20 protein-coding genes are annotated in these 21,703 nt (G+C 41.4%); 1 reads left to right on the top strand and 19 read right to left on the bottom strand.

Features of this window, described 5'->3' with window-relative positions:
• Positions 1-3: 3 nt before the first annotated feature.
• The 17 genes from FZC76_RS21455 to yabG form a co-directional block, all read right to left on the bottom strand.
• The gene (locus FZC76_RS21455; RefSeq protein ID WP_060666715.1) at positions 4-273 is read right to left on the bottom strand and encodes an RNA-binding S4 domain-containing protein; all 270 of its coding nucleotides are present in this window, start codon (positions 271-273) and stop codon (positions 4-6) included.
• Between the two features lie 16 nt (positions 274-289).
• Complete coding sequence (gene yabN / locus FZC76_RS21450) at positions 290-1,753, bottom strand: bifunctional methyltransferase/pyrophosphohydrolase YabN (RefSeq protein ID WP_148990150.1); 1,464 nt, start codon at positions 1,751-1,753, stop codon at positions 290-292.
• Positions 1,754-1,775: 22 nt separating this feature from the next.
• Positions 1,776-3,359 (bottom strand): putative polysaccharide biosynthesis protein, encoded by a 1,584-nt coding sequence (locus tag FZC76_RS21445; protein WP_148990149.1) that lies wholly within the window; start codon positions 3,357-3,359, stop codon positions 1,776-1,778.
• A gap of 353 nt (positions 3,360-3,712) precedes the next feature.
• Positions 3,713-4,249, bottom strand: a complete 537-nt coding sequence (gene spoVT / locus FZC76_RS21440; RefSeq protein ID WP_148990148.1) for a stage V sporulation protein T — start codon at positions 4,247-4,249, stop codon at positions 3,713-3,715.
• Between the two features lie 203 nt (positions 4,250-4,452).
• A complete protein-coding gene (gene mfd / locus FZC76_RS21435; protein WP_148990147.1) occupies positions 4,453-7,989 on the bottom strand; it encodes a transcription-repair coupling factor in 3,537 nt (1,178 codons plus the stop codon).
• Positions 7,990-8,100: 111 nt separating this feature from the next.
• Positions 8,101-8,331: an anti-sigma-F factor Fin family protein gene (locus FZC76_RS21430; protein ID WP_148990146.1), complete on the bottom strand. Its 231-nt coding sequence runs from the start codon at positions 8,329-8,331 to the stop codon at positions 8,101-8,103.
• Positions 8,332-8,459: 128 nt separating this feature from the next.
• Positions 8,460-9,020: an aminoacyl-tRNA hydrolase gene (gene pth / locus FZC76_RS21425; protein ID WP_316246631.1), complete on the bottom strand. Its 561-nt coding sequence runs from the start codon at positions 9,018-9,020 to the stop codon at positions 8,460-8,462.
• A gap of 742 nt (positions 9,021-9,762) precedes the next feature.
• Positions 9,763-10,407 carry a 50S ribosomal protein L25/general stress protein Ctc gene (locus tag FZC76_RS21420; protein WP_148990144.1) on the bottom strand — a complete coding sequence of 215 codons (645 nt, stop codon included), beginning with the start codon at positions 10,405-10,407 and terminating at the stop codon, positions 9,763-9,765.
• An 85-nt stretch (positions 10,408-10,492) separates the two neighbouring features.
• Positions 10,493-11,443: a ribose-phosphate diphosphokinase gene (locus FZC76_RS21415; RefSeq protein ID WP_148990143.1), complete on the bottom strand. Its 951-nt coding sequence runs from the start codon at positions 11,441-11,443 to the stop codon at positions 10,493-10,495.
• A gap of 215 nt (positions 11,444-11,658) precedes the next feature.
• Positions 11,659-13,029, bottom strand: a complete 1,371-nt coding sequence (gene glmU, locus FZC76_RS21410; RefSeq protein WP_148990142.1) for a bifunctional UDP-N-acetylglucosamine diphosphorylase/glucosamine-1-phosphate N-acetyltransferase GlmU — start codon at positions 13,027-13,029, stop codon at positions 11,659-11,661.
• Between the two features lie 148 nt (positions 13,030-13,177).
• The gene (gene spoVG, locus FZC76_RS21405; protein WP_010191385.1) at positions 13,178-13,468 is read right to left on the bottom strand and encodes a septation regulator SpoVG; all 291 of its coding nucleotides are present in this window, start codon (positions 13,466-13,468) and stop codon (positions 13,178-13,180) included.
• Between the two features lie 127 nt (positions 13,469-13,595).
• Positions 13,596-13,970: a 2-iminobutanoate/2-iminopropanoate deaminase gene (gene ridA / locus FZC76_RS21400; RefSeq protein WP_148990141.1), complete on the bottom strand. Its 375-nt coding sequence runs from the start codon at positions 13,968-13,970 to the stop codon at positions 13,596-13,598.
• A 15-nt stretch (positions 13,971-13,985) separates the two neighbouring features.
• A complete protein-coding gene (gene purR, locus FZC76_RS21395) occupies positions 13,986-14,828 on the bottom strand; it encodes a pur operon repressor (RefSeq protein ID WP_148990140.1) in 843 nt (280 codons plus the stop codon).
• A 57-nt stretch (positions 14,829-14,885) separates the two neighbouring features.
• Complete coding sequence (ispE, locus tag FZC76_RS21390; RefSeq protein ID WP_148990139.1) at positions 14,886-15,755, bottom strand: 4-(cytidine 5'-diphospho)-2-C-methyl-D-erythritol kinase; 870 nt, start codon at positions 15,753-15,755, stop codon at positions 14,886-14,888.
• A 160-nt stretch (positions 15,756-15,915) separates the two neighbouring features.
• Entirely contained in the window at positions 15,916-16,098 is a 183-nt protein-coding gene (locus FZC76_RS21385) for a small, acid-soluble spore protein, alpha/beta type (protein ID WP_148990138.1), read from the bottom strand.
• Positions 16,099-16,383: 285 nt separating this feature from the next.
• Positions 16,384-16,647: a biofilm formation stimulator Veg gene (gene veg, locus FZC76_RS21380; RefSeq protein WP_010191377.1), complete on the bottom strand. Its 264-nt coding sequence runs from the start codon at positions 16,645-16,647 to the stop codon at positions 16,384-16,386.
• 262 nt (positions 16,648-16,909) lie between these two features.
• Entirely contained in the window at positions 16,910-17,812 is a 903-nt protein-coding gene (gene yabG, locus FZC76_RS21375; protein WP_148990137.1) for a sporulation peptidase YabG, read from the bottom strand.
• A gap of 603 nt (positions 17,813-18,415) precedes the next feature.
• Between yabG and FZC76_RS21370 the strand changes: the two genes are divergently transcribed.
• Positions 18,416-19,531 carry an IS110 family RNA-guided transposase gene (locus tag FZC76_RS21370; RefSeq protein ID WP_148990136.1) on the top strand — a complete coding sequence of 372 codons (1,116 nt, stop codon included), beginning with the start codon at positions 18,416-18,418 and terminating at the stop codon, positions 19,529-19,531.
• Positions 19,532-20,125: 594 nt separating this feature from the next.
• Here FZC76_RS21370 and rsmA read toward each other — a convergent pair.
• Together rsmA and rnmV are read right to left on the bottom strand one after the other, a co-directional pair.
• Positions 20,126-21,016 (bottom strand): 16S rRNA (adenine(1518)-N(6)/adenine(1519)-N(6))-dimethyltransferase RsmA, encoded by an 891-nt coding sequence (rsmA, locus tag FZC76_RS21365; protein ID WP_148990135.1) that lies wholly within the window; start codon positions 21,014-21,016, stop codon positions 20,126-20,128.
• Positions 21,017-21,571, bottom strand: a complete 555-nt coding sequence (gene rnmV / locus FZC76_RS21360; RefSeq protein WP_187442178.1) for a ribonuclease M5 — start codon at positions 21,569-21,571, stop codon at positions 21,017-21,019.
• Positions 21,572-21,703 lie beyond the last annotated feature (132 nt).

The raw sequence follows: 21,703 nt of genomic DNA, 5'->3' as shown, positions 1-21,703 counted from the left end.
CCGTTACTCTTCTGTTTGTTCCACTCTTTCTTCTTTAACAATCGTATACATCATAGCTGCGTCTTCTTTTTTGGCATTCTCTTGAATGTTGTCGACAGAAGCCGTGACGATCTTTTGCCCAAAGTGAATTTTCAACTCATCTCCTGCTTTAACATTGCTACTAGCTTTAGCTTGGACATTATTAATATAGATACGCCCTTGTTCTGCCACTTCTTTAGCAAGTGTGCGGCGCTTGATGATCCTTGATACTTTCAAAAATTTATCTAAACGCATTTTCTAACTCCCCCTATTATAACCCGTTCTTTTTCGCTTCTTCCCAGATAGCATCTAATTGTTCTAATGATAGATTCTCGAAAGATTGCCCTAATTCCTTTACCTTCTTTTCAATAAAAGTAAACCTGCGGTAAAATTTTCGGTTGGTTAGGGACACTGCTTCTTCCGGGTCGATTTTATAGTATCTTGCAATGTTAACGAGAGCAAAAAGTACGTCCCCGAATTCTGCAGCCACAAGGTCCGAGCTTGCATCCTTTGTCAATTCTTCCTGCAACTCCTGGATTTCCTCATTCACTTTATCCCACATCGGGGCGACATCGTTCCAATCAAACCCTACTTTACCGGCTTTTTTCTGATATTGGAATGCTTTTGTAAGATTAGGAAGCCCTTTTGCAACCGAATCAAGAATGGACTGCTCGGCCCTTTCACCTTTTTCCTCAGCTTTGATGGCTTCCCAATTGGTGATGACATCTTCTGCATCTTCCACAGAGGTGTCGGCAAATACATGAGGATGTCTGCGGATCATTTTCTCATTAATCCCTTCTATTACATCTTCTATGCTAAAGTAACCTTCATCCTCCCCGATCTGGGCATGAAGCATCACTTGTAAAAGAACATCCCCAAGTTCCTCAATGATTCCATCTGTATCTTCCTCATCAATGGCATCGAGCAACTCATATGCTTCTTCAATTAAATATTTTTTCAGGGATTCATGCGTTTGTTTCTGATCCCAAGGGCAGCCACCAGGACCTCTTAAGGTCGCGATGGTTTTTCTAAAAGAAGAAAATTGTTTATAAAGCAGTTCCTCCTCTTTTACTGCTGGGACATAGACACTTGTCAGATTATTGATTTCTGCCACCCTGTCGAGTTCGTATAACGGTACCTCTGTAATCTGTTCCATGGAAGAACCTGCTGCTGTTACAATCGTCACGGGATAGTCGTCAGGCAACAACTCCATCAACGTGAGCTTCACTTCTGAAGCAATAAAAGCATCATATACCTGACAAAAGATCATCGCCTGGGTCGGTTCAATTGCTTCTTTTACAAGCGCGGTGGCATCATGAAATTGAAAGCCATCGATGGGATCCAGTCCTACTGCTGTAAACATGGGATCAAGGAAACTTTGCCCGCCTTTAATATCAAGTGTGATAATGCCTTCTTTTTCTTTTTCAAGTAAAATCTGAACGGTTTTCTCTGCCACAAGCGGATGTCCCGGTACAGCGTACACAATTTTCTTATGTGCACTAAGCCCAATTAATTCTTCCGCAATCCTTTCATAGACCGTGCCGAATGTTCCTTCCTGTTCATAGATAGAATCAAACGACTCGTAAGTCAGCCCTTCCTTTTCGAGCTCTTCGATAACTGGATGTTCTTTCGTTCGAAGGAAAAGATGGTCCGACTGCATTAATTGCTTGTACACTCCCATTGGAAGCTGTTCGAGGTCACCTGCACCAAGTCCCAGAACCTTTATCATATTCATATATTGGACACCAACTTTATTATTATTTTAATAGCTTCACCAATTTCTTTCCTAGCGGGAGCAGCATGAGTTCTTCTTTTGTAAAAAAGCGATTCTTTATTAAAATTAATAGATAGGTGATTCCGCCTATCATCACTCCCACCATGCTTTGGACGGAGGAAAGCGTACGGTTATCGCCTACTAGTGAATCCGTAAGAAGCAGATAGATTGCCAAAACGGTAGACATCATCCCGATGCTCACAAGCAAGGGGACGGTTGGCATTCTTTCAAATATAGAAGTGCCTGTCTTCTTTTTTAACGCCATTACCAACATGACGGCGACTGCACTGAACGCGACCAATGTACTGACCGCCGCTCCCAAAGTTGAGTGAGTGGGAATTAATAGGACATTCAACAAATATTTTAATCCAATTCCGATCCCTACAAAAAGAGCCGGAAGATACGGGTTGCCAAGTCCCTGTAAGATAGCAGCCGCGGTCAAGGCCATACTGCAAAAGAGAATGGACAAACCAAGGACCAATAGAACATGGTAGCCATTTTCATTGGAAAAAAGCATTACATTCACCGGTCGAATAAGCCACGCAAGACCCACAGCCGCTCCTGCTCCCACTCCTATGCTGACACGGATAGAGAGACTAATTTTTTCTTTTACTTCCCTTTCATTGCTTTTGGAGAGAATAATGTATGGGACAAGGGAAAGGGAGAAGGCTGTTGCTACCACTGTTCCAAGCTGGATAAGCGGTTGTCCCCTGTCGAATACCCCTTTTAGCTCTTTGGCTTGTTGTTCGTCGACGCCTGCTTCCAATAGACCCGCATAAATAGTGAACGCATCCACCATTTGAAAAAGGATCAGCAATAGCGAGCTGATGCAAATGGTAAAGCCTTGAAGCATAAGGACCTTTACAATAGACTTCGAAGACGGAAGCATATTTGAAGGCACAACCGTTTGCTTCTTTTTTGTCTTTTGATAAAAGACCAACAATACTAAGACGGCAGCAAATCCTCCAAAGACTGACCCGAATATGGCTCCTGCTCCTACTTCATAAAGGGAGTATCCCGCATTTACGAGCAGGTAGGAGAGCACTAATATAGTCCCAACCCTTATTAATTGTTCACTGACTTGCGAAACGGCGGTCGGCGTCATTTCTCCAAGCCCTTGAAAACTTCCTCTCCATACCGAAACTAGTGGCATTAGTAAAAAAGAGAAGGCGACAATTTTTATTAGTACAGCGAGTTTGAGGTCCCCCATAAAAGCTGCTAAGTGGTTAGCACCTAGGTATAGCAGCAGGAAAAAGCTCACACCCAAAAGCGTTAAGAAACAAAAGGACACCCAGCGTATTTTGCGTGCTGCATGCTCCCTTGTATTCTCTGGGTGTTCTGCAATAATTTTAGAAATGACAACCGGAAAGCCATATGTAGATAAAATGATAGCCACCCCGTAAAAGGGATATACCTGTTGATAAATATAAAAGCCAACATCTCCTACAATATTCTGGAAAGGAACGCGATAGGCTGCACTGAGGATTTTAATGATAATCCCTGCAATAGTAAGAATCATAGCGCCTTTCCATACCTTTTGATAGGAGTGTGGTGATAAATCATTCATAAAAAGCCCGCCTTAAAGGTATTCGTACAATTGTATAATTATAGCATATTTTAATTGGAAAGTTGGAAAGATGGATGCATTATGTCTATGATGGTGTATTCTATTGGAGAGATACGAACAATCCGAGATTATTAAATCTCCTTCTTCGGATAACTTACTGTCCAAAAGTAGCGATTTACTGTCCATTCAGACAAAAATACTGTCCAAATACTTAAAATACGATCCAAACTGACCCATTTACTGTCCAAACTCACGTAAATACATGCCAAACGACAAATCTCTTTGAATTTCGACTTGATTCACTCAAAAGAAAAGAAGCAACAGACAATCATGTCTGCTGCTCCAACTAATAATTATTGCTCCATCTGTCTTGCAAGGAAGCCTGCAGCTGTTTCCACTGCTTTCTGTTCCACTTCTCCAAGCGACTTATCTTTGGACATAATAACCACTGCTCCAATTGGATCTCCGTTTGCTACGATAGGTCCAATGGTATAAGAAGCAAGTGATTCTACATGCCCATCGACAATTGCCATTTGCTGTTCTTCCGTTTTTAATACGGAATTGCGGTCTTCCATGGATTTCTCCACGACTTCGCTGATGCTTTTGTTCAGATATTCCTTTTTAGAACTCCCAGCGACAGCAATGAACGTATCACGATCACAGATTAACACTGGGTGTCCCAGGCTATCATACAGAGCTTCCGCATATTCCTTTGCGAAATCGCTAAGCTCACTAATAGGAGAGTATTTCTTTAGTATAACCTCTCCATCCCGGTCGACAAAGATCTCAAGCGGGTCACCCTCGCGGATACGCAGGGTTCTTCTTATTTCTTTAGGAATTACAACGCGACCGAGGTCATCAATACGACGTACAATACCAGTTGCTTTCATTTCTTAGGTTGCCTCCTTCATCCGATGATAAAAAGAGATGAGTTAAATTGGTGGAATTGATCAATATGTCCTGCTTTTGAAGAATTCACCATTCGTTGAAGTTAGTATCCTACACTCAGGGAGTTATATACATGTTGGAAAAGTTTTTTTCTGATAGTAAATTCCCCCAGTATTTATATAGACGTTTCTTCACAAACTCAAACCTATGAGGAAGCATTCACGCTTTCTTTTTTTACTTTTTCTAGTCCTTTTATCATGGAAATGGCCACCTGTATCCACTCTTCTGTCGCAGAACGTTTCGTCTGGATGACAATCTTCAGATGCTGTCCTTCCATGCCGAGGCTTACCATTCTGCCAAACTCATTTCCTAATAAGAATAACTTCTGTCCATCAATAACGCTACTTGCTTCTTCGGAAAGAAGAATGACAAGCTCTTGTTTTGTTTGTTTGATGGAATCCACTTTTTCTTTGAGGCCAAAGACTCTCATCTCTGAGACTTGGAATAAGTAATCGACCTCTTTTGGATAGTTTCCAAAACGGTCCTTCATTTCATCTTGAAGCTCAACAAGATCTTCTTTTGACTCTAATCCACGGAAACGCTTATACATATCAATCTTTTGCTTACTATCAGGGATATAAGACTCTGGAATGTACGCGTCAAGCTCCACATCAATGGATATTTCATGCGCCTTTTTCGCATCTTTCGGCCCTTGGCGCTGCTCGATTGCTTCTTTTAGCATCTGAGAATACATATCAAAACCGACAGAATCGATAAAGCCGTGTTGCTGGGCACCGAGCAGATTTCCTGCTCCACGAATGGAAAGGTCACGCATTGCAATTTTAAAGCCTGATCCAAGTTCTGTGAATTCCTTGATAGATTGCAGACGTTTTTCTGCTACCTCCGTAAGTACTTTATCTTTTCGATACGTGAAATAGGCATATGCCACACGATTTGATCTTCCAACACGTCCTCTAAGCTGATAAAGCTGGGACAATCCCATTCTATCTGCATCAAAAACGATCAATGTGTTTACGTTTGGAATGTCGACACCTGTTTCGATGATGGTCGTACTGACAAGTACTTCCGCTTCCCCTTCAAGAAACTGAATCATCACCGACTCAAGTTCATTTTCGGTCATTTTCCCATGCGCATACGTAACACGGGCTTCTGGGACAAGCATGGAGATCTCATCTGCTTTTCGCTCGATATCTTCGACCCTGTTATATAAGAAATAAACTTGACCTCCTCGGGCCAGCTCTCTTTCGATTGCTTCTTTCACCAGGTTCCCGTTATATTCCATCACATACGTTTGCACAGGGAAACGGTTTTCAGGTGGTGTCTCAATGACAGATAAATCACGCACCCCAAGCATAGACATATGAAGAGTACGCGGAATTGGCGTTGCTGTTAAGGTAAGCACATCAATATTCGCTTTCAGCTGTTTGATTTTTTCCTTATGGGTCACTCCAAAACGCTGTTCTTCATCGATAATTAACAAGCCAAGGTCTTTGTATTTAATATCTTTAGACAACAACCGATGTGTCCCAACAACAATATCTACTGTTCCGTTCCCAAGCCCTTTCATTGTTTCCGTTTGTTGCTTTCTAGAGCGGAAACGGCTTAACAAACCAATATTGATAGGGTAATCTTGAAACCTTTCTCTGATGGTTTCATAATGCTGCTGAGCCAAAATGGTGGTTGGGACCAAAATGGCTACCTGCTTGCCATCAGTAATGGCCTTGAAAGCAGCCCTTATGGCAACTTCCGTTTTTCCATAGCCAACATCTCCGCAAAGCAAGCGGTCCATTGGGCGTTTCTTTTCCATATCCAATTTAATCTCATGAATAGACCGCAATTGATCTTCTGTTTCCTGATAAGGGAAGGTTGCTTCAAACTCCCTTTGCATTTCTCCGTCTGGCGAGAAGGCGTGGCCGACACTTGCTTCCCTTTCTGCATATAACTTAATAAGGTCATCGGCAATATCTTGGACAGACGACTCCACTTTATTTTTAACCTTTTTCCAGTCAGTACCACCTAGTTTATAAACTTTCGGTTCTTTTCCCTCTGAGCCGACATATTTTTGAACTTGATCAATTTGCTCAACAGGAACGTAAAGTTTGTCAGAGCCTTGGTATTTAATATGAATATAATCTTTATGAAGACCGTTGATATCAAGTGTTTCAATTCCTAGATATTTACCAATTCCATGATTAATATGGACAACATAGTCACCGACATTCAATTCGGTATAGTTTTTAATCCTTTCCGCATTGGAAAGCTTTTGTCTGTTTTTAGGCTTTTTCGCTTTCTTTTTGAAAAGCTCTTCCTCCGTGATGACCGCAAGCTTTTGCATCGGTAATTCAAATCCAGAATGCAAGTCACCCTCCACAAGCTGCACCTCTCCATGGGCAAAGGCAGAACCTTTGGAAAGCTTTCTTATGTCCATCTCATAATCAGCAAAAACCGTCTCTAGCTTCTCCATCCGCTCTTGGTTGGAAGCAAGGACTACAATTGCATAATTCGCCTTCCTCCAACGCTCAATTTCCGATTTTAACAGATGCATCTGCCCGTGGAAGTGCTGCATGCTCTTCGAAGACATACTAATTAAGTTTTCGGGATGCGTATGCGGCACTGCTCGTAAGAAGAGGGAAAGATAAAGGAACGGTTGTTTTTTGCTATGTACAATCTGCGCAAAAGAATGAGAAAACTTTAGATCATGCACCGCTTTTCCTTCAGCCAATAGCTCTACCAGCCACTCTGCTTCTTCTTTATCAAGACTTTCCGCCGTTTCATGGATTCTGCTGATTTCATCCATAATAACTAAACCGCCTGCAGGGATGTAATCTAGTAAACTAGCTGGTGAACTGTAGAAGAATGAAAGATATTTATACAACTCAGAAAACACTTGTCCGTTGCGTATTTGTTCTAGCTCATAGGAAATATTTTCTGTTAACAGCTGTTTTACTTTTTCATTTTTTACCTTTTTTATCGTTTTAGCTAGTTCCTTTTCGAGAACTTCCCGACCATTTGTCAGCTCTTGATTCGTGAGCAACATCTCTGTTGCCGGGCCAATCGTTACCTTATCCATATGTTTTTGAGAGCGTTGATCTTCTACCGTAAAATATCGGATGGACTCCACTTCATCATCAAAAAGTTCTATCCGGACGGCATATTCTTCCGTGATAGGGTATATGTCGATGATGCCCCCTCTGATACTGAAATCCCCTGGCGTTGCTACCATCCCTACACGCTGATACCCGAATCTGACGAGACGCTCTGCTAAGTTATCAAGTTCCAACGTCTTTTCTACTTCAATGGTCAACAACGTTTGCTGCCATTTTTCTTTAGATGGGAGTATTCTTTTTAACCCTGCGATAGGTGCAATGATAATACCATTATTTTTAGTAGCCCAATGATTAAGCGCATCTACACGCTGGGCTTTAAGTTCCGGACTCGCAATTCCAATTTCCGCTGCCAACACATCGTTGACAGGATACAGATACAGTTCATCCTCTGGCAGGAAGCTTGCCAAGTCATCATATACTTTTTGGGCATGAAATAAATTATGCGTGATTAGCAGAATCGGCGCTTTTCTCTCTTCATACAACGCTGCAATTAACATGGACCTTGCTGAGTTAGATATCCCTGAAATTAACTGTTCTTGCAATCCTTCTTGAAGACCAACCAAAACCGATTGAAAATCATCATTTTCGCTCAAATATGGAATAAAACCCTTCATAACATACACCCTCCCCTCTCTATCATTAGTGTTTCATTGTGTTCTTTTTTATGATTACGCTTCTCAGACGCAAAAAGGCTTTGGTATCTCACCAAAGCTAATTTATCTGCTCTATTGTATGAACCGTTCTTGTTCATGCCAGTCAGGATTCCGATCAAGGGCCTCCTGGCAATCCTCACAAATCGTTTTAACATGTACATCACCATTTTGTTGATATGCTATCATTTCATGTCGTTCTGTATCCGACAGTTGATGAAACCCTAGTTCTTCTGAAAATACTGATTTGGACTCGATGGTGCCGACCTTATAGCCGCAATGCCTGCAATGATAATGGATAGCCATCCTTTTCCCTCCACTTTTCTGCAAGACCTAAAATGGCCCCTTTTACCACTAGTATAAACAGTGGGAAACATTGTTATACAGGGTAGGTTGGTTTAGAGAAAACTCAGGAAAGCTACCTTAACATTCTATTATTGATTAAAAGTGTTCATTACTTGTAGGAACTCTTTGGACAAGCTTTCTTCACAAGCTTCTGCCGCTTTCTTCACGCTGTCATCAATCGCAGGACGCTCATCAGCGTGGAATTTTCCAAGTACATAATCTGAGATGGACGGTCCATTATTCGGACGGTCGATACCCATTCTAATACGGTTAAAATTCTGGGTTTGAAGGTGTTGTATCAAGGACTTAATCCCATTATGCCCACCGGCACTTCCCTTTTGGCGAAGACGCAGCTTTCCAGCTGGCAAATCTAAGTCATCATAAATTACCACGAGATCCTCCACATCTAACTTATAAAAGTCCAATAACGGGCGAACACATTCCCCCGATAAATTCATATATGTAAGAGGCTTCACTAATAGTACTTTTTCGCCGTTTATCGTGCCTTGTCCAAAAATTCCTTTGAATTTGGACTGTGTCAATGGGATGTTCCATTTGTCTGCTAGTTCATCTATTACCATAAATCCGATATTGTGCCTTGTTTCTTCATATTGACGGCCCGGATTTCCCAGCCCCACAAATACTTTCATTATTTTTCCTCCTGAAACGTCTTGCTCTTTACCAAATAAGGATTGCAAAAATTTCTTCATGAATACCTCCCACAAACCTATTCGCTATCTTTCATTTTACTTGAACATGTGTGGAAAAGGAAATGAGAAGGAGTTTTGTCCATTAAAACAACTTTATATGCTGAAGTTTAGAAGCAACTCTGTTGTTAACGAGCGCTATCCGATCGTTAACGCGTTTCCCTTTTGGCTTCGGGCGTATAGAAGCACTTTATTTGACCGTTTTCTCTTTTTCTTCCTGCTTCAGGCGTATAGAGGCACTCTATTTGACCGTTTTCCCTTTTTCCTCTTAGCTTCGGGTGTATAGAAGCACTCTATTTGACCGTTTTCACCTTTTCCTACTGGCTTCGGGTGTATAGAGGCACTCTATTTGACCATTTTCACCTTTTCCTACTGGCTTCGGGTGTATAGAAGCACTCTATTTGACCGTTTTCTCTTTTTCCTCTTAGCTTCGGGTGTATAGAAGCACTCTATTTGACCGTTTTCTCTTTTTCTTCTTAGCTTCGGTCGTATAGAAGCACTCTATTTGACCGTTTTCTCTTTTTCTTCTTGCCTTCGGGCGTATAGAAGCACTCTATTTGACCGTTTTCTAGCTTCGGGCATTTATTATTGTCTTTTTTCTTATAAAGCTTCCCGTTGACCTTTTTATACCCTAAGTATTTAGAGAATCTTCTTCACAACAAGAGAAAAGACGTAACCTTAAAGGTTACGCCTCCTCCTCTGTGCTTTCATTGTTTTCTCTACCTTCTACAAGTTCAGGCTCGCCTGGTTCTTGTTCTTCACCAGGGTCAATTTCCTCTTCTTGTCGTGGAGGTAAGATGGAAGCTATCACTTCATCATCTTCATGATTAAAGCTATATTTTCCTGATGTATTTAGGTCACCGATTGTAATATTTTCATTCACGTCAAGTTCCGTTACATCCACATTAATGGATTCCGGTACGTTGTTTGGAAGTACTTTGATGGATACTTCATGGAGAACTTGTTGCAAGACTCCGCCATCTTTCACTCCTTTTGCATCACCTGTAACGTGAACCGTAACATCTACATCGATTTCTGATTTAAAATCAACTACATGGAAATCCAAGTGGACAAATTCCAAGCTTTTGAGTGGATTGACTTGATAATCGTAAAGCATTACTTTGCGTTTATCGGAACCAATTTCAAGCGAAATGATGCCGTTTCGTCCTGTTCCACGAATCGTTTTAATAAATTCCTTACTATCGACAGTAATAGATTTATTTTCTGTATCATTCCCGTAAACAACCGCTGGAATTAATCCTTCCTCACGGATTTTGGTTTTTGAAGATCCTTTGAATTCTGTACGTTCATTTGCATGTAATACTGACATTCTTATCACCTTCCTGGGAAAATAAAATACTTGTCTCTCATACAATTTCCCCTATTTACAGAAGGTTAAACATGAATCTTACGGATTAATCAAATAAAGTACTAACGGATTTCTCTTCATGCACCCGAATAATCGCTTCAGCAATAAGCTCTGCAACGGATAGTTGTGTAATCTTTTCGATTTTCTTATCTTCCGCTAAAGAAATGGTGTTGGTCACTACCAATTCTTTAATCTTAGAGTTTTGGATACGTTCAATAGCCGGACCTGATAACACTGGGTGTGTACAGCATGCATACACTTCTTTTGCACCATTTTCTATCAGGGCATTTGCCGCCAATGTAATAGTACCCGCAGTATCAATCATGTCATCAATCAAGATTGCCGTTCTACCTTCAATATGACCTACAATGTTCATCACCTCTGCAACATTTGGACGAGGTCTGCGTTTGTCAATGATAGCAATCGGAGCTTTCAAACGGTCTGCAAGCTTTCTTGCTCTTGTTACACCACCGTGATCCGGTGAAACGATAACAAGATCCTCTAGGCCTTTGCTGTCAAAGTACTCTGCCAAAATAGGAACACCCATTAAATGGTCAATAAGAATATCAAAGAATCCTTGAATTTGAGGTGCATGCAAATCAAGCGTGATAACGCGGTCTGCTCCAGCAGTTTCTAACAGGTTTGCCACTAATTTCGCTGTGATCGGTTCACGCGCGCGCGCTTTACGGTCTTGTCTTCCATATCCGTAATACGGCATTACGATATTGATCGTTTTTGCAGAAGCACGTTTTAGTGCGTCAATCATGATAAGCGTCTCCATGATATGTTCATTTACAGGTGCGCTTGTAGATTGGATAACATACACGTCACATCCACGGATGCTTTCCTCGATGTTGATTTGTACCTCTCCATCACTGAAACGGGCAACGGAACATTTTCCGATTGGAACACCTACGTGTTGTGCAATTTCTTCGGCTAAGGCTGTATTGGAATTTAATGTGAAAATCTTTAGATTAGAATCTGCATACTTTGGCATGATTTCTTGAACCCTCCGCTAGGTTTATTTAATGGCTTCTTTTAATGACTTTGTTAATCACCGCTTTTGATTTTCGCACCGGGCTTCGCTTTCCTAGGGGTGCTGCTGGAGCCTCCTCGGCTGCGCCTGCGGGGTCTCCACCTTAGCACTATCTCCCTAGGGAGTCTTCCCCCTGTGCTCCAATCAACAGCTGTAAAACTCTCTGAAACAGGTTTTTATTTATTGTGAATCTTGTTTACGTAGTTTTCTTTGTTTACTTGGCGAGCGCGTGCGATGGACAGTGCATCACCTGGTACATCTTCTGTGATGGTAGATCCTGCTGCAACATATGCGCCTTTGCCAATAGTCACAGGTGCCACCAAATTGGAGTTGCAACCTACAAACACACCATCTTCAATTTTAGTTAAGTATTTCTTCTTCCCATCATAGTTGACAGTGATAGAACCGCAACCGAGGTTTACATCCGCTCCGACTTCCGCATCGCCAATATAGCTAAGGTGAGAAGCCTTGCTTCCGTTGCCAAATGTCGCTTTTTTTACTTCGACAAAGTTTCCAAGCTTCACTTCATTGCCAATCTTGGAATCCGGTCTTACGTGAGCAAACGGTCCGATATTTACATCGTTCCCAATCTCGCTGTCATGCGCCACAGATTGGCGGATAGTTGTACGGTCCCCGATTTGGCAGTCTTTAATTTCAGAGTTTGGACCGATGATGGAATCCTCTCCAATTTTAGAAGCACCCAAGATGATAGTACCAGGGCTGATGACTGTATCTCTGCCAATCTCCGCATCTGCAGAAATATACGTGTTATCTGGGTCAATGATACTTACTCCATTGATCATATGTTTTTTATTAATTCTTTTCTTCATGGTTTTTTCAGCTTGAGAAAGCGCTACTCTGTCATTGACTCCAAGTGTTTCATCAAAATCCAATGTCTGGTAGGCAGAAACGATATCGCCTTGTTCTTTCAAAATTTCAATGACATCTGGAAGGTAATATTCTCCTTGCACATTGTCATTTGAAACGTTGTTAAGCGCTGTAAAAAGTGCTTCATTGTCGAAGCAGTAAGTACCCGTATTAATTTCTGTCACTTTACGCTCATCTTCACTAGCGTCCTTATGCTCCACAATTTTCCCAACATGCCCTTCGCTGTTACGGATAATGCGTCCATATCCAGTAGGGTCTTCTGCATAAGCTGTCAGGATAGTAGCCTTTGCTCCTGTGTTTTCGTGCAGATCAAGCAATTCCTGCATTGTTTCCGGTGTGATAAGTGGAGTATCTCCACAAATGACCAGTGTTACGCCTTTTTTATCCTGAAGCATTGGTGCGGCTTGCATAACTGCATGCGCCGTTCCTAACTGTTCTGCCTGAAGGGCATATTCGCTTTTTGATCCAAGATGGCTCTTTACTGTGTCCGCTCCGTGTCCCACCACTGTTACTATCTTCTCGAAGTTGAGTGCAGAAACATGATCCACGACATGTTGAACCATTGGCTTGCCACAAACAGGGTGTAACACTTTATATAATTTGGATTTCATCCGTGTACCTTGTCCAGCTGCTAAAATTACGGCATATCGATTTATCATAACGGCCTCCATTTTCACCTAATTATCCATTACGAATATATCCTAAAACGTTGCCCATTTCAAGGAAGTACGCGAAAGTACATTTATTTGTCAAAAATGGCCAAAAGAAAAAACAGGCTGCATAACAGCCTGTTTCACCTTCTATCGATTAAGAAGCGCCTGCTTCTTCGTATTCTACTTCTAATTCGCCTAAGCGGTGGTACTCTGCTAGAACCGCTTCTTGGATTTTCCCACGCGTCCCTGAGTTGATTGGGTGCGCGATATCGCGGAATTCTCCATCCGGCGTACGTTTACTAGGCATCGCAACGAACAAGCCGTTGTTTCCATCGATTACACGGATGTCATGAACAACGAATTCATGATCTAATGTAATAGATGCGATAGCTCTCATGCGACCATCGGTATTTACGCGGCGTAATCTTACGTCAGTTACTTCCATTCTGTTCACCACCTTTTGTCCCAATAAAAAACTTAGTATTATAAATTCTCTAAATTTTCTAGAATTCCTTCTTATTTTCAAATTTTTTTTGAAAATTTTGGGCAAATTGGTGTAAAAAGAACAGATTCTATTTTACTAGAGCGATAACCTCTATTTCTACAAGAACATCTTTCGGTAAACGTGCAACCTCCACACAGGATCTTGCAGGTTTGTGGGTAGAGAAATACTCCCCATACACTTCGTTAATATCTCCAAATTGATTCATATCTTTAATGAATACAGTAGCTTTTACTACCGTCTCAAAGGATGCTCCGGCTTCTTCTAGTACCGCTTGCAAGTTTTTAAACACTTGATGGGTTTGTTCTTTCACATCCCCTTCTAGTAGTTCTCCACTTGGCAACAACGGTATTTGACCTGAACTGTAAAAAAGATTGTTGACGATGATCCCCTGGGAATATGGACCTATCGCTTTTGGAGCGGCATCTGTATGAACAACTTTCATGAACTTACACACCCTTTAGTTTAATGTAATATTTTCTTTCACATGCTGAAGATAGTTGCCTTGCTGCACTTCTATCTGTCGGTCTCTTTCACTTACCTTTTCAAGCTTAGCCAGGGAAACATAGTCATCGACCAGGCGTTCTTCAATGTTTTCAGACTCCACTAGAATCCCGATACCTGCTACGGTCGCTTGAAATTCAGCCAGTAGATTCACCATTCCGCTTACTGTCCCGCCAGCTTTCATGAAATCATCAATGATCAAAACGTTAGAACCTGTTTCCAAGCTTCTTTTTGCCAATACCATTGTTTGAATTCTTTTGGATGAACCTGAAACATAATTTATGCTTACTGTAGATCCTTCTGTAACCCTGCTGTCACGTCTTACAATGACAACCGGTACATTTAAAAAGCTCGCCACTGCATGTGCAAGCGGAATTCCTTTTGTCGCCATCGTCATGACAACATCTACTTTTTTATGACTGAATGCTGTTGCAAACATTTTCCCCACTTTATTTAACACTTTTGGGTTACCAAGGATATCGGTCATATATAGGTAACCGCCTGGTAGTAATCTTTCCGGCTTTGCAATCATTTCACACAGTTCCTCAAGGTAGGCAGATGCCTCTTCATGGTTTACATATGGGATATACCTAACACCGCCAGCAGCACCAGGTACTGTGACAAGCGTTCCGATTCCTTGCTCTTCAAAAGTTTGTTTAATGATTCCAAGATCTTCACTGATAGAAGACTTTGCAGACCCATAACGGTCAGCAAAGAAGGAAAGCGGAACTAATCCTTGTGGATGCTGCAACAAATAATGAGTCATGTCCACAAGACGACCACTTCGACGTAATTTCATGCTACTTCCTCCTAAAATCCGAATATTCTAATGTAAATATAACATTAATATCCGGATTTAATCAAGACTGTTCCGCTCGCCAAGGATTCTGACGGCAAACACTTGATCACAGAACCCTCTCAGTCCATTGCAAATGCGATGCATTCTTGAATCATATTGAACGATTCCGAAGACAGTCGGTCCACTTCCGCTCATCAGTACGGCATCCGCTCCGAATTTTTTCATCTGTTCTTTGATGTGTGCCACTTCCGGATAAAGCTTCAAGGTAACACTTTCCAACACATTTCCAACAAGCCCAATCATCTTTTCATAATCATTTTCATGAATGGCACCAAGCATACCTTCCACATCCGGATGCTCTACCTTGCTAAGGTCAAGGTTATTATACACTTCTGCAGTTGATACACCTATTGTCGGTTTCGCAAGCACAATCCAGCTATGAGGCGGTGCTGGGATATGTTGAACAATTTCCCCTCTTCCGGTTGCAAGGGCAGTTCCGCCATACACACAGAACGATACATCAGAACCTATTTCAGCTCCAATCTCAGCCAGCTCATCCAAGGTTAACCCAAGTTTCCAAAGCCTGTTCAAACCACGTAGCGTAGCAGCCGCGTCACTGCTTCCGCCAGCCAATCCTGCAGCAACAGGAATCACCTTTGTTATTCCGATGGAAACCCCTTGCTTCACGTTAAACCGTTCTTTTAACAGGGCAGCTGCTTGGTAGGCCAAATTTCGATTGTCGTCCGGAACATAACGATTATGAGATAGAATCGTGATTTGACCATCTTTTCGCTCTGACAGTTCAATACGGTCAGCTAGATCGATAGTGGTCATAATCATTTTCACTTCATGGAATCCGTCTGGACGCTTATGTAGCACATCTAGCGACAAGTTTATTTTCGCTGGTGCTTTTTCTAACAGTCTCACTTTCTTCACCTTCTTTATTCGTCTCCAATTATCTATGTATTGTACCATATTCCTTGACAGAAATATCTCCATGAATGGGAAATATTATGTTTTCAAAAGTGGCCTACTTTTTTATGCTGCTAAAAAACCGAAGTGGCTTACACTTCGGTTCTTCTTTTATCTATTTTGGTTGATGGTTTATAAGTTGTCGCTCTGCCATTTCTATGGCAAGTTTAACCATGTTCCCGGCATCCTTGGCTTTTATTCCGCCCCAGCCTTCATTTTGGACGACATCATAGAAGCCAAGTTCCTTTGCGAGTTCTTCTTTAAGCTGATGAGACATTACGCTTCGTCTTCTGCTCATGATAAAAGCCCTCCTCATTGATCGTTGAACGCGACAATATTAGTATTGGAGGGCTTTTGTGTTTTTATAAGCGGTTATATATGTATTTTTAAGAGGATTGCTTTTTACACCGCTGTTGATTTCCGCAAATGGCTTCGCTTTCCTAGTGGCTGACGAAAGCCTCCTCGGCTTCGCCTGCGGGGTCTCCACCTAGCGCTATCTCCCTCAGGAGTCTTCGCCTTTTGCTCCAATCAACAGCTATATGTTATAAAAAAGGGCAAAATAAAAAGCAGCAAACAAATTTGTCTACTGCCCACTTATGGCCATATTTCCTTCTTCAAAAAATGTAAGTTGTACCGTCTCTGTGAGGACATCTGCATAGCTGTAGGATACACGTTCAAAAGCATTTTCGTCTTGATCTAGTTCTATTACAAATACTGATGGATAAGTTTCTGCTAATATCCCTATGCGCTCAATTGTCTTTCTACGACCACCGTTAGCACGAAGAGTTAACTTTTTACCTAAATTAGAATCTAACGTCCTTTTGATATCTACTAACGTTTTTCCCATTTTACTCCACCTCACTATACTATAGTTAGTGTAACATAATTTTAATAAAAAATCAAATAAAACTTAAAATTATAACAACCACAAAAGCAACCTGTCAATATATTTCTGTCTACAATTATCATCATATGTCTACATTTACTATGCGCATATATTGGAATAAATATGTATAAATTTTAAAATCACCTTTTAAGCCTTGCCAGTAAAGGTTTTTGAACAAAGATAAGCATGCGAAAATACGACAAAAAACCCTTAACTTCCACCGTTAAGAGTCTTCATCATCTTCTTCGTTTTCTTTATACGGTCTAAATGGCATCCCTGTTCGTAACACTCCTCTTGTCTCAATACCTCCCAATCCCTTATCTCCTGTTAATGTATTCCTCAGTAAATCCCAAACATTTACTCGTTCCATAAAAGGAGTAAAGCAGATTCTTCCCACAATATAAACTGGATCAAGCGCATGGATATTCACTCGAGAAGGAGAGCTTGCAAAATTTGCACCTGCCTGTATTAACGATTCAAAGTGGGACTGGCACGCTCCTGCAAAAATGACCAACTGATCAAGGTTTGGTTGGAGCCGGCGGGCTTCTTTCACTGTTTGCACAAAATGCCATGAGTGGCGATATGCTTTAAGGTCAGACACTTTCCCTTTGCTTTTGGAGTATGCGTCATGGCCGGTGATGACCAAAATATCTGGTCGATACCTTTCCATCAACTCCGTTATTTTCAGAGGCATTTCTTTCTCATTCGCATGCACGCCATGTACTGGTACGCCAATTCTTTCGTAAAGCTCCAGGCACTTTTTTAAATACAAAGGGTCGCCATCCAAATGCAACACCTTCCCCGGCACTTGAAAATAGTTTTGCTCTGTACTATAGCCTCCTGTTGCCTCGTATTCATTCTTCTCCCGAATGAGCTGGTAATCCTGTTGCAGTAGCTGCAAAGATCTGTTGACCTTGGATTCTGCTCGTTGCTTTCTCGTCATATGCTCTTTACCATCTACCACTTTTAGATCTTCGTAGAGGGCGTCTGCCATCAGCCTGACATCTTCCCCATATAATAAAACAACTCGCTGTTTTAATTCATTTTCATGTATATCCATCACACGAAATAACAGGTCATAATTATAGGATTTTCGTGCAACAATGTCTCCAATTTTCAGCATCATTTTTTCCCTCCAACTTGGAGAAGGCATTTACCCCAACGGTCTATCTAACCTAGAGTATGCACGGGACTTTAGGTGTGTGAGCACTTTCCTTGGTGTAATGGAGGGTGCGAGCGCATTGGCCCGAATATAATATCAGGGCATTATAAAAGCTGCCATATCTTGAGGGAATACTTGGTGCTGTGGCAGTTTTTTTGTGTTTTCTTATTAATTTGGGACAAAACCATTCATATTAGCTGAGTTTGTTACTCGAATATTGGTTGAATTTTCGTTTATCCATTGTAAATTGATTTTATCCATTGTAAAGACACTTATATCCATCGTAAAAACGATTTATCCATTACAAAAGTGATTTATCCATTGTAAAAAAGATTTATCCATTTTTGAATAATGAATATTCACTGCTGAATGCGTACCCCAAGTTGATTGGAGTGGAAGGCGCGCAGACGCCCGCGGGAGGAAGGGACAGGTGAGACCCCGCAACGGAGTGAGTTATCATGAACGAAACTAGCTCCTTACTCGTAAAAACGTAGGTTAATTTGGTTAGAATGTTTACTGGAAAAACCAAACCAAATCAGAGCTACATTACGGAAGGAGCTAGTTATTATGCAGGATACCATAAAATACATAGGTTTAGACGTATCTAAAGAAAAAATTGCGATTGCGGTTGCCGAAGAGGGACGTGAAGCACCTAGATATTGGGGGCTCATTCCTCACACTGCTGATGCCATCAGAAAGTTAATCAAGAAGCTAGGAAGTAAAGAAAATCTACGATTTTGCTATGAAGCTGGTCAAACCGGTTATCCATTGTATAGGTTGTTTCTTTCTCATGGGGTACATTGTGATGTCATTGCTCCCTCTCTCATTCCTAAAAAACCAGGGGAAAAAATCAAAACAGACCGAAGGGATTCCATACGTTTGGCTCAATTGTATCGAGCAGGTGAATTGACTGCTATTTATGTACCTACTTCAGAAGATGAAGCTTTACGGGATCTTATCAGATGTAGAGAAGATGCTAAAGAAGATGAATTAAGAGCCAAACATCGATTAAGTAAATTCCTATTGCGTCATGATATAAAGCCTCCCGTAGGAGTAAATAAATGGACCACTAAATATTATAGATGGTTAGATACATTAAACTTTGAGAATACGTCATTGAGATTAGTAATACAAGAGTATTACCACCAATTAAAAGAGTTAATTCAACGAATTAAGAGGTTAGATGAAGAGATAAAACTTCAAGCTACCGAAGGTACACATGCTCCTAAAATTCAAGCACTTCAAAGCTTAAGAGGAATCGCTACTCTAACGGCAACAAGTATTGTAGCGGAAATAGGGTCGTTCAAACGATTTGCCACCCCTAGACATTTTATGGCTTATGTCGGACTGATTCCTAGTGAATATTCAAGTGGAGAAAGTAGATATCAAGGGGAGATTACCAAAACTGGCAACCGTCATGTACGTCGTTTATTAGTAGAATCTGCATGGAGTTACCGTTATCAACCAGCTGTGAAGGGTAATTTGAGAAGAAGGCAAGATGGACTATCTCCAACCATACAAGCAATATCCTGGAAAGCCCAACATCGACTTCATAATAAATATTATCGGTTAGTATCAAAAGGGAAAGAGAAAGGTAAAACCGTTACGGCAGTTGCCAGAGAATTGGCTGGGTTCATTTGGGCAGTTATGCAAGAAGTAGAAGATGTACCGAAAGCACAGTAAAAAAGCATTTCGCAACAAGGGACTATGGATGTAAACACTTTTTAAGAAGCCTGAGAATAGGGCTCGAAGGCAAAGTTAAAAACCGAAAAGGAAAATCCACGTGCCTCCTCTGTGCCATTTCTAATTAGAATAACGCACGTCCTGAGTTAGTGGAAAAGTCCTTTATACGGAAAGATACTATGTGAAAACCCACGAATATCAGAATGCTAACCGCAGTTGATTTTTTTGCCTTCGTGCCGTGTTCTTACCTTCTTTAACAAGGAGGATTAAGACCAAATCCTTCTTAGCTTGAAGATCGTCTCACCCCATGGAATGGCAGTCAAGGAGAGCACTTGACAACCATTCCATGGGGTGAGGAGAAAGTTTGTAAGCTAAAGAAGGAGTTAAACTAGCGTAAACGCTAACCTCAAACACTTAAAAAAGAAGTAAAATCGGCTTCTCTTCTTAGAGTTGCACAAAAACAATACAAAAACACCTAGTTGAGTGGGGGCCTTGACAGTTTCGTTCATATCAGGAGGCTCACGGACCGCCCGCAGGCAAGCGAAGCGCCAGGAACGGAAAGCAACTGGATTTCACATAAAAAAACGACCCACTTCAGGCCGTTTCCGTTTTAAACAGTGGGAACAATTCATCACTCAAAGCACCGAACTCCTCAATGGAGAGAGTTTCTCCACGCCTTCTGGGATCAATGGAAGTATTGGCTAGTGCCGCTTCAATTCCTTGTTTCTTTACCTTTCCATCAGGCAGGTTGCTTGTCAGGTTATTTAAAATCGTCTTCCTTCTTTGTCCAAAGCTTGCACGAACCACTTCAAAGAAGAAGTCCTCATCTTTCACACGAACAGGCGGCTCCTCACGGACTACCAGTCGAATGACCGCAGAATCCACATTAGGCTGTGGAACAAAAACTGTTTTTGGGACGATCATGACGGTTTCTGCCTGCGTATAATACTGCACTGCAATGGAAAGAGAGCCATATTCCTTGGAACCAGGCTTAGCGGCCATGCGCTCTGCTACTTCCTTTTGCAGCATGACAGTAATGCTTTTTAGGGGTAATCCTTCCTGCAATAGCTTCATGATAATAGGAGTAGTGACGTAGTACGGAAGATTGGCAACCACTCTCACTTCCTCAAATGCCTTTAACTCTTCACCAATCAGTTCTGTTACATCTGCCTTCAGAATATCCTTATGAATAACTGTAACATTGTCATAAGGAGATAGGGTGTCTTCCAAGATCGGCAACAGTCTTTGATCAATTTCAAATGCGAAAACCTTGCCCGCTCTTTTGGCAATCTGCTCTGTTAATGCCCCAATCCCTGGACCAATTTCAATGGCTGCTGTCTTTTCCGACACTTCCCCATATTCTACAATATTCCTTAGTATGTTTGTGTCGATTAGGAAGTTTTGTCCCAGACTCTTTTTAAAAGAGAAGCCGTACTTATCCAATATTTCTTTCGTTCGTTTCGGTGTGGCAATATCTTTATGCATTTATTGCTCCTCCTGATCAATTTTCGTTACTGCTTGTTTCAATCTATCTAAAGAGATATGGAACATTTGCAGGCGCTTTTGCAACTGCTTGCCGTTCGTATAACCAATGTTAAGTTCCATGCCAAGGCGCTCTCTTCTTTTTTTGGCTGTAGGACCCGCAACAAGTCCATAATAGACAAGGGCTTCAAAGGGGATCTCTTCGGTTTCCTGTTCATACTCTTGATGCAGCCCGTTAAGCGCTTGTTGAATATCACTCACTGTGGCATGCTCTACCCCTATCCCTTTGCCGTTTTTGCCGCGCGCCTTTTCTTTAGACAAAAACGCGTGTTTACAGCCAGGAACAGCCTCTCTGATGGTATGGCGTATCTTTTCCCCAGGATAGTCAGGGTCTGTGAATACAATGACACCTCTTGTGTCCTGAGCATGCTTAATACGGTTTAGGATTTCCTCATTTATTGCCGATCCGCCTGTTTCGATCGTATCAGCATCAACAGCCCGTTTAATGGCTACCGTATCATCTTTTCCTTCCACCACAATAATTTCTTTTATTTTCATTTTTTCCTCCAAAAGAGTGAAACTTTTCGTCTATGATAAACGTCTAATGATATGAAAGCAAAAACAAACAATAGTATGTATTCTACTTTATTTTGTCTTTTATTACTAATATTTATTTTAACAGAAAAAAGC

It is taken from the genome of Sutcliffiella horikoshii (assembly GCF_008180725.1).
Classification (GTDB): domain Bacteria; phylum Bacillota; class Bacilli; order Bacillales; family Bacillaceae_I; genus Sutcliffiella_A; species Sutcliffiella_A horikoshii_B.
This window is presented reverse-complemented; position numbering and strand designations above follow the sequence as displayed.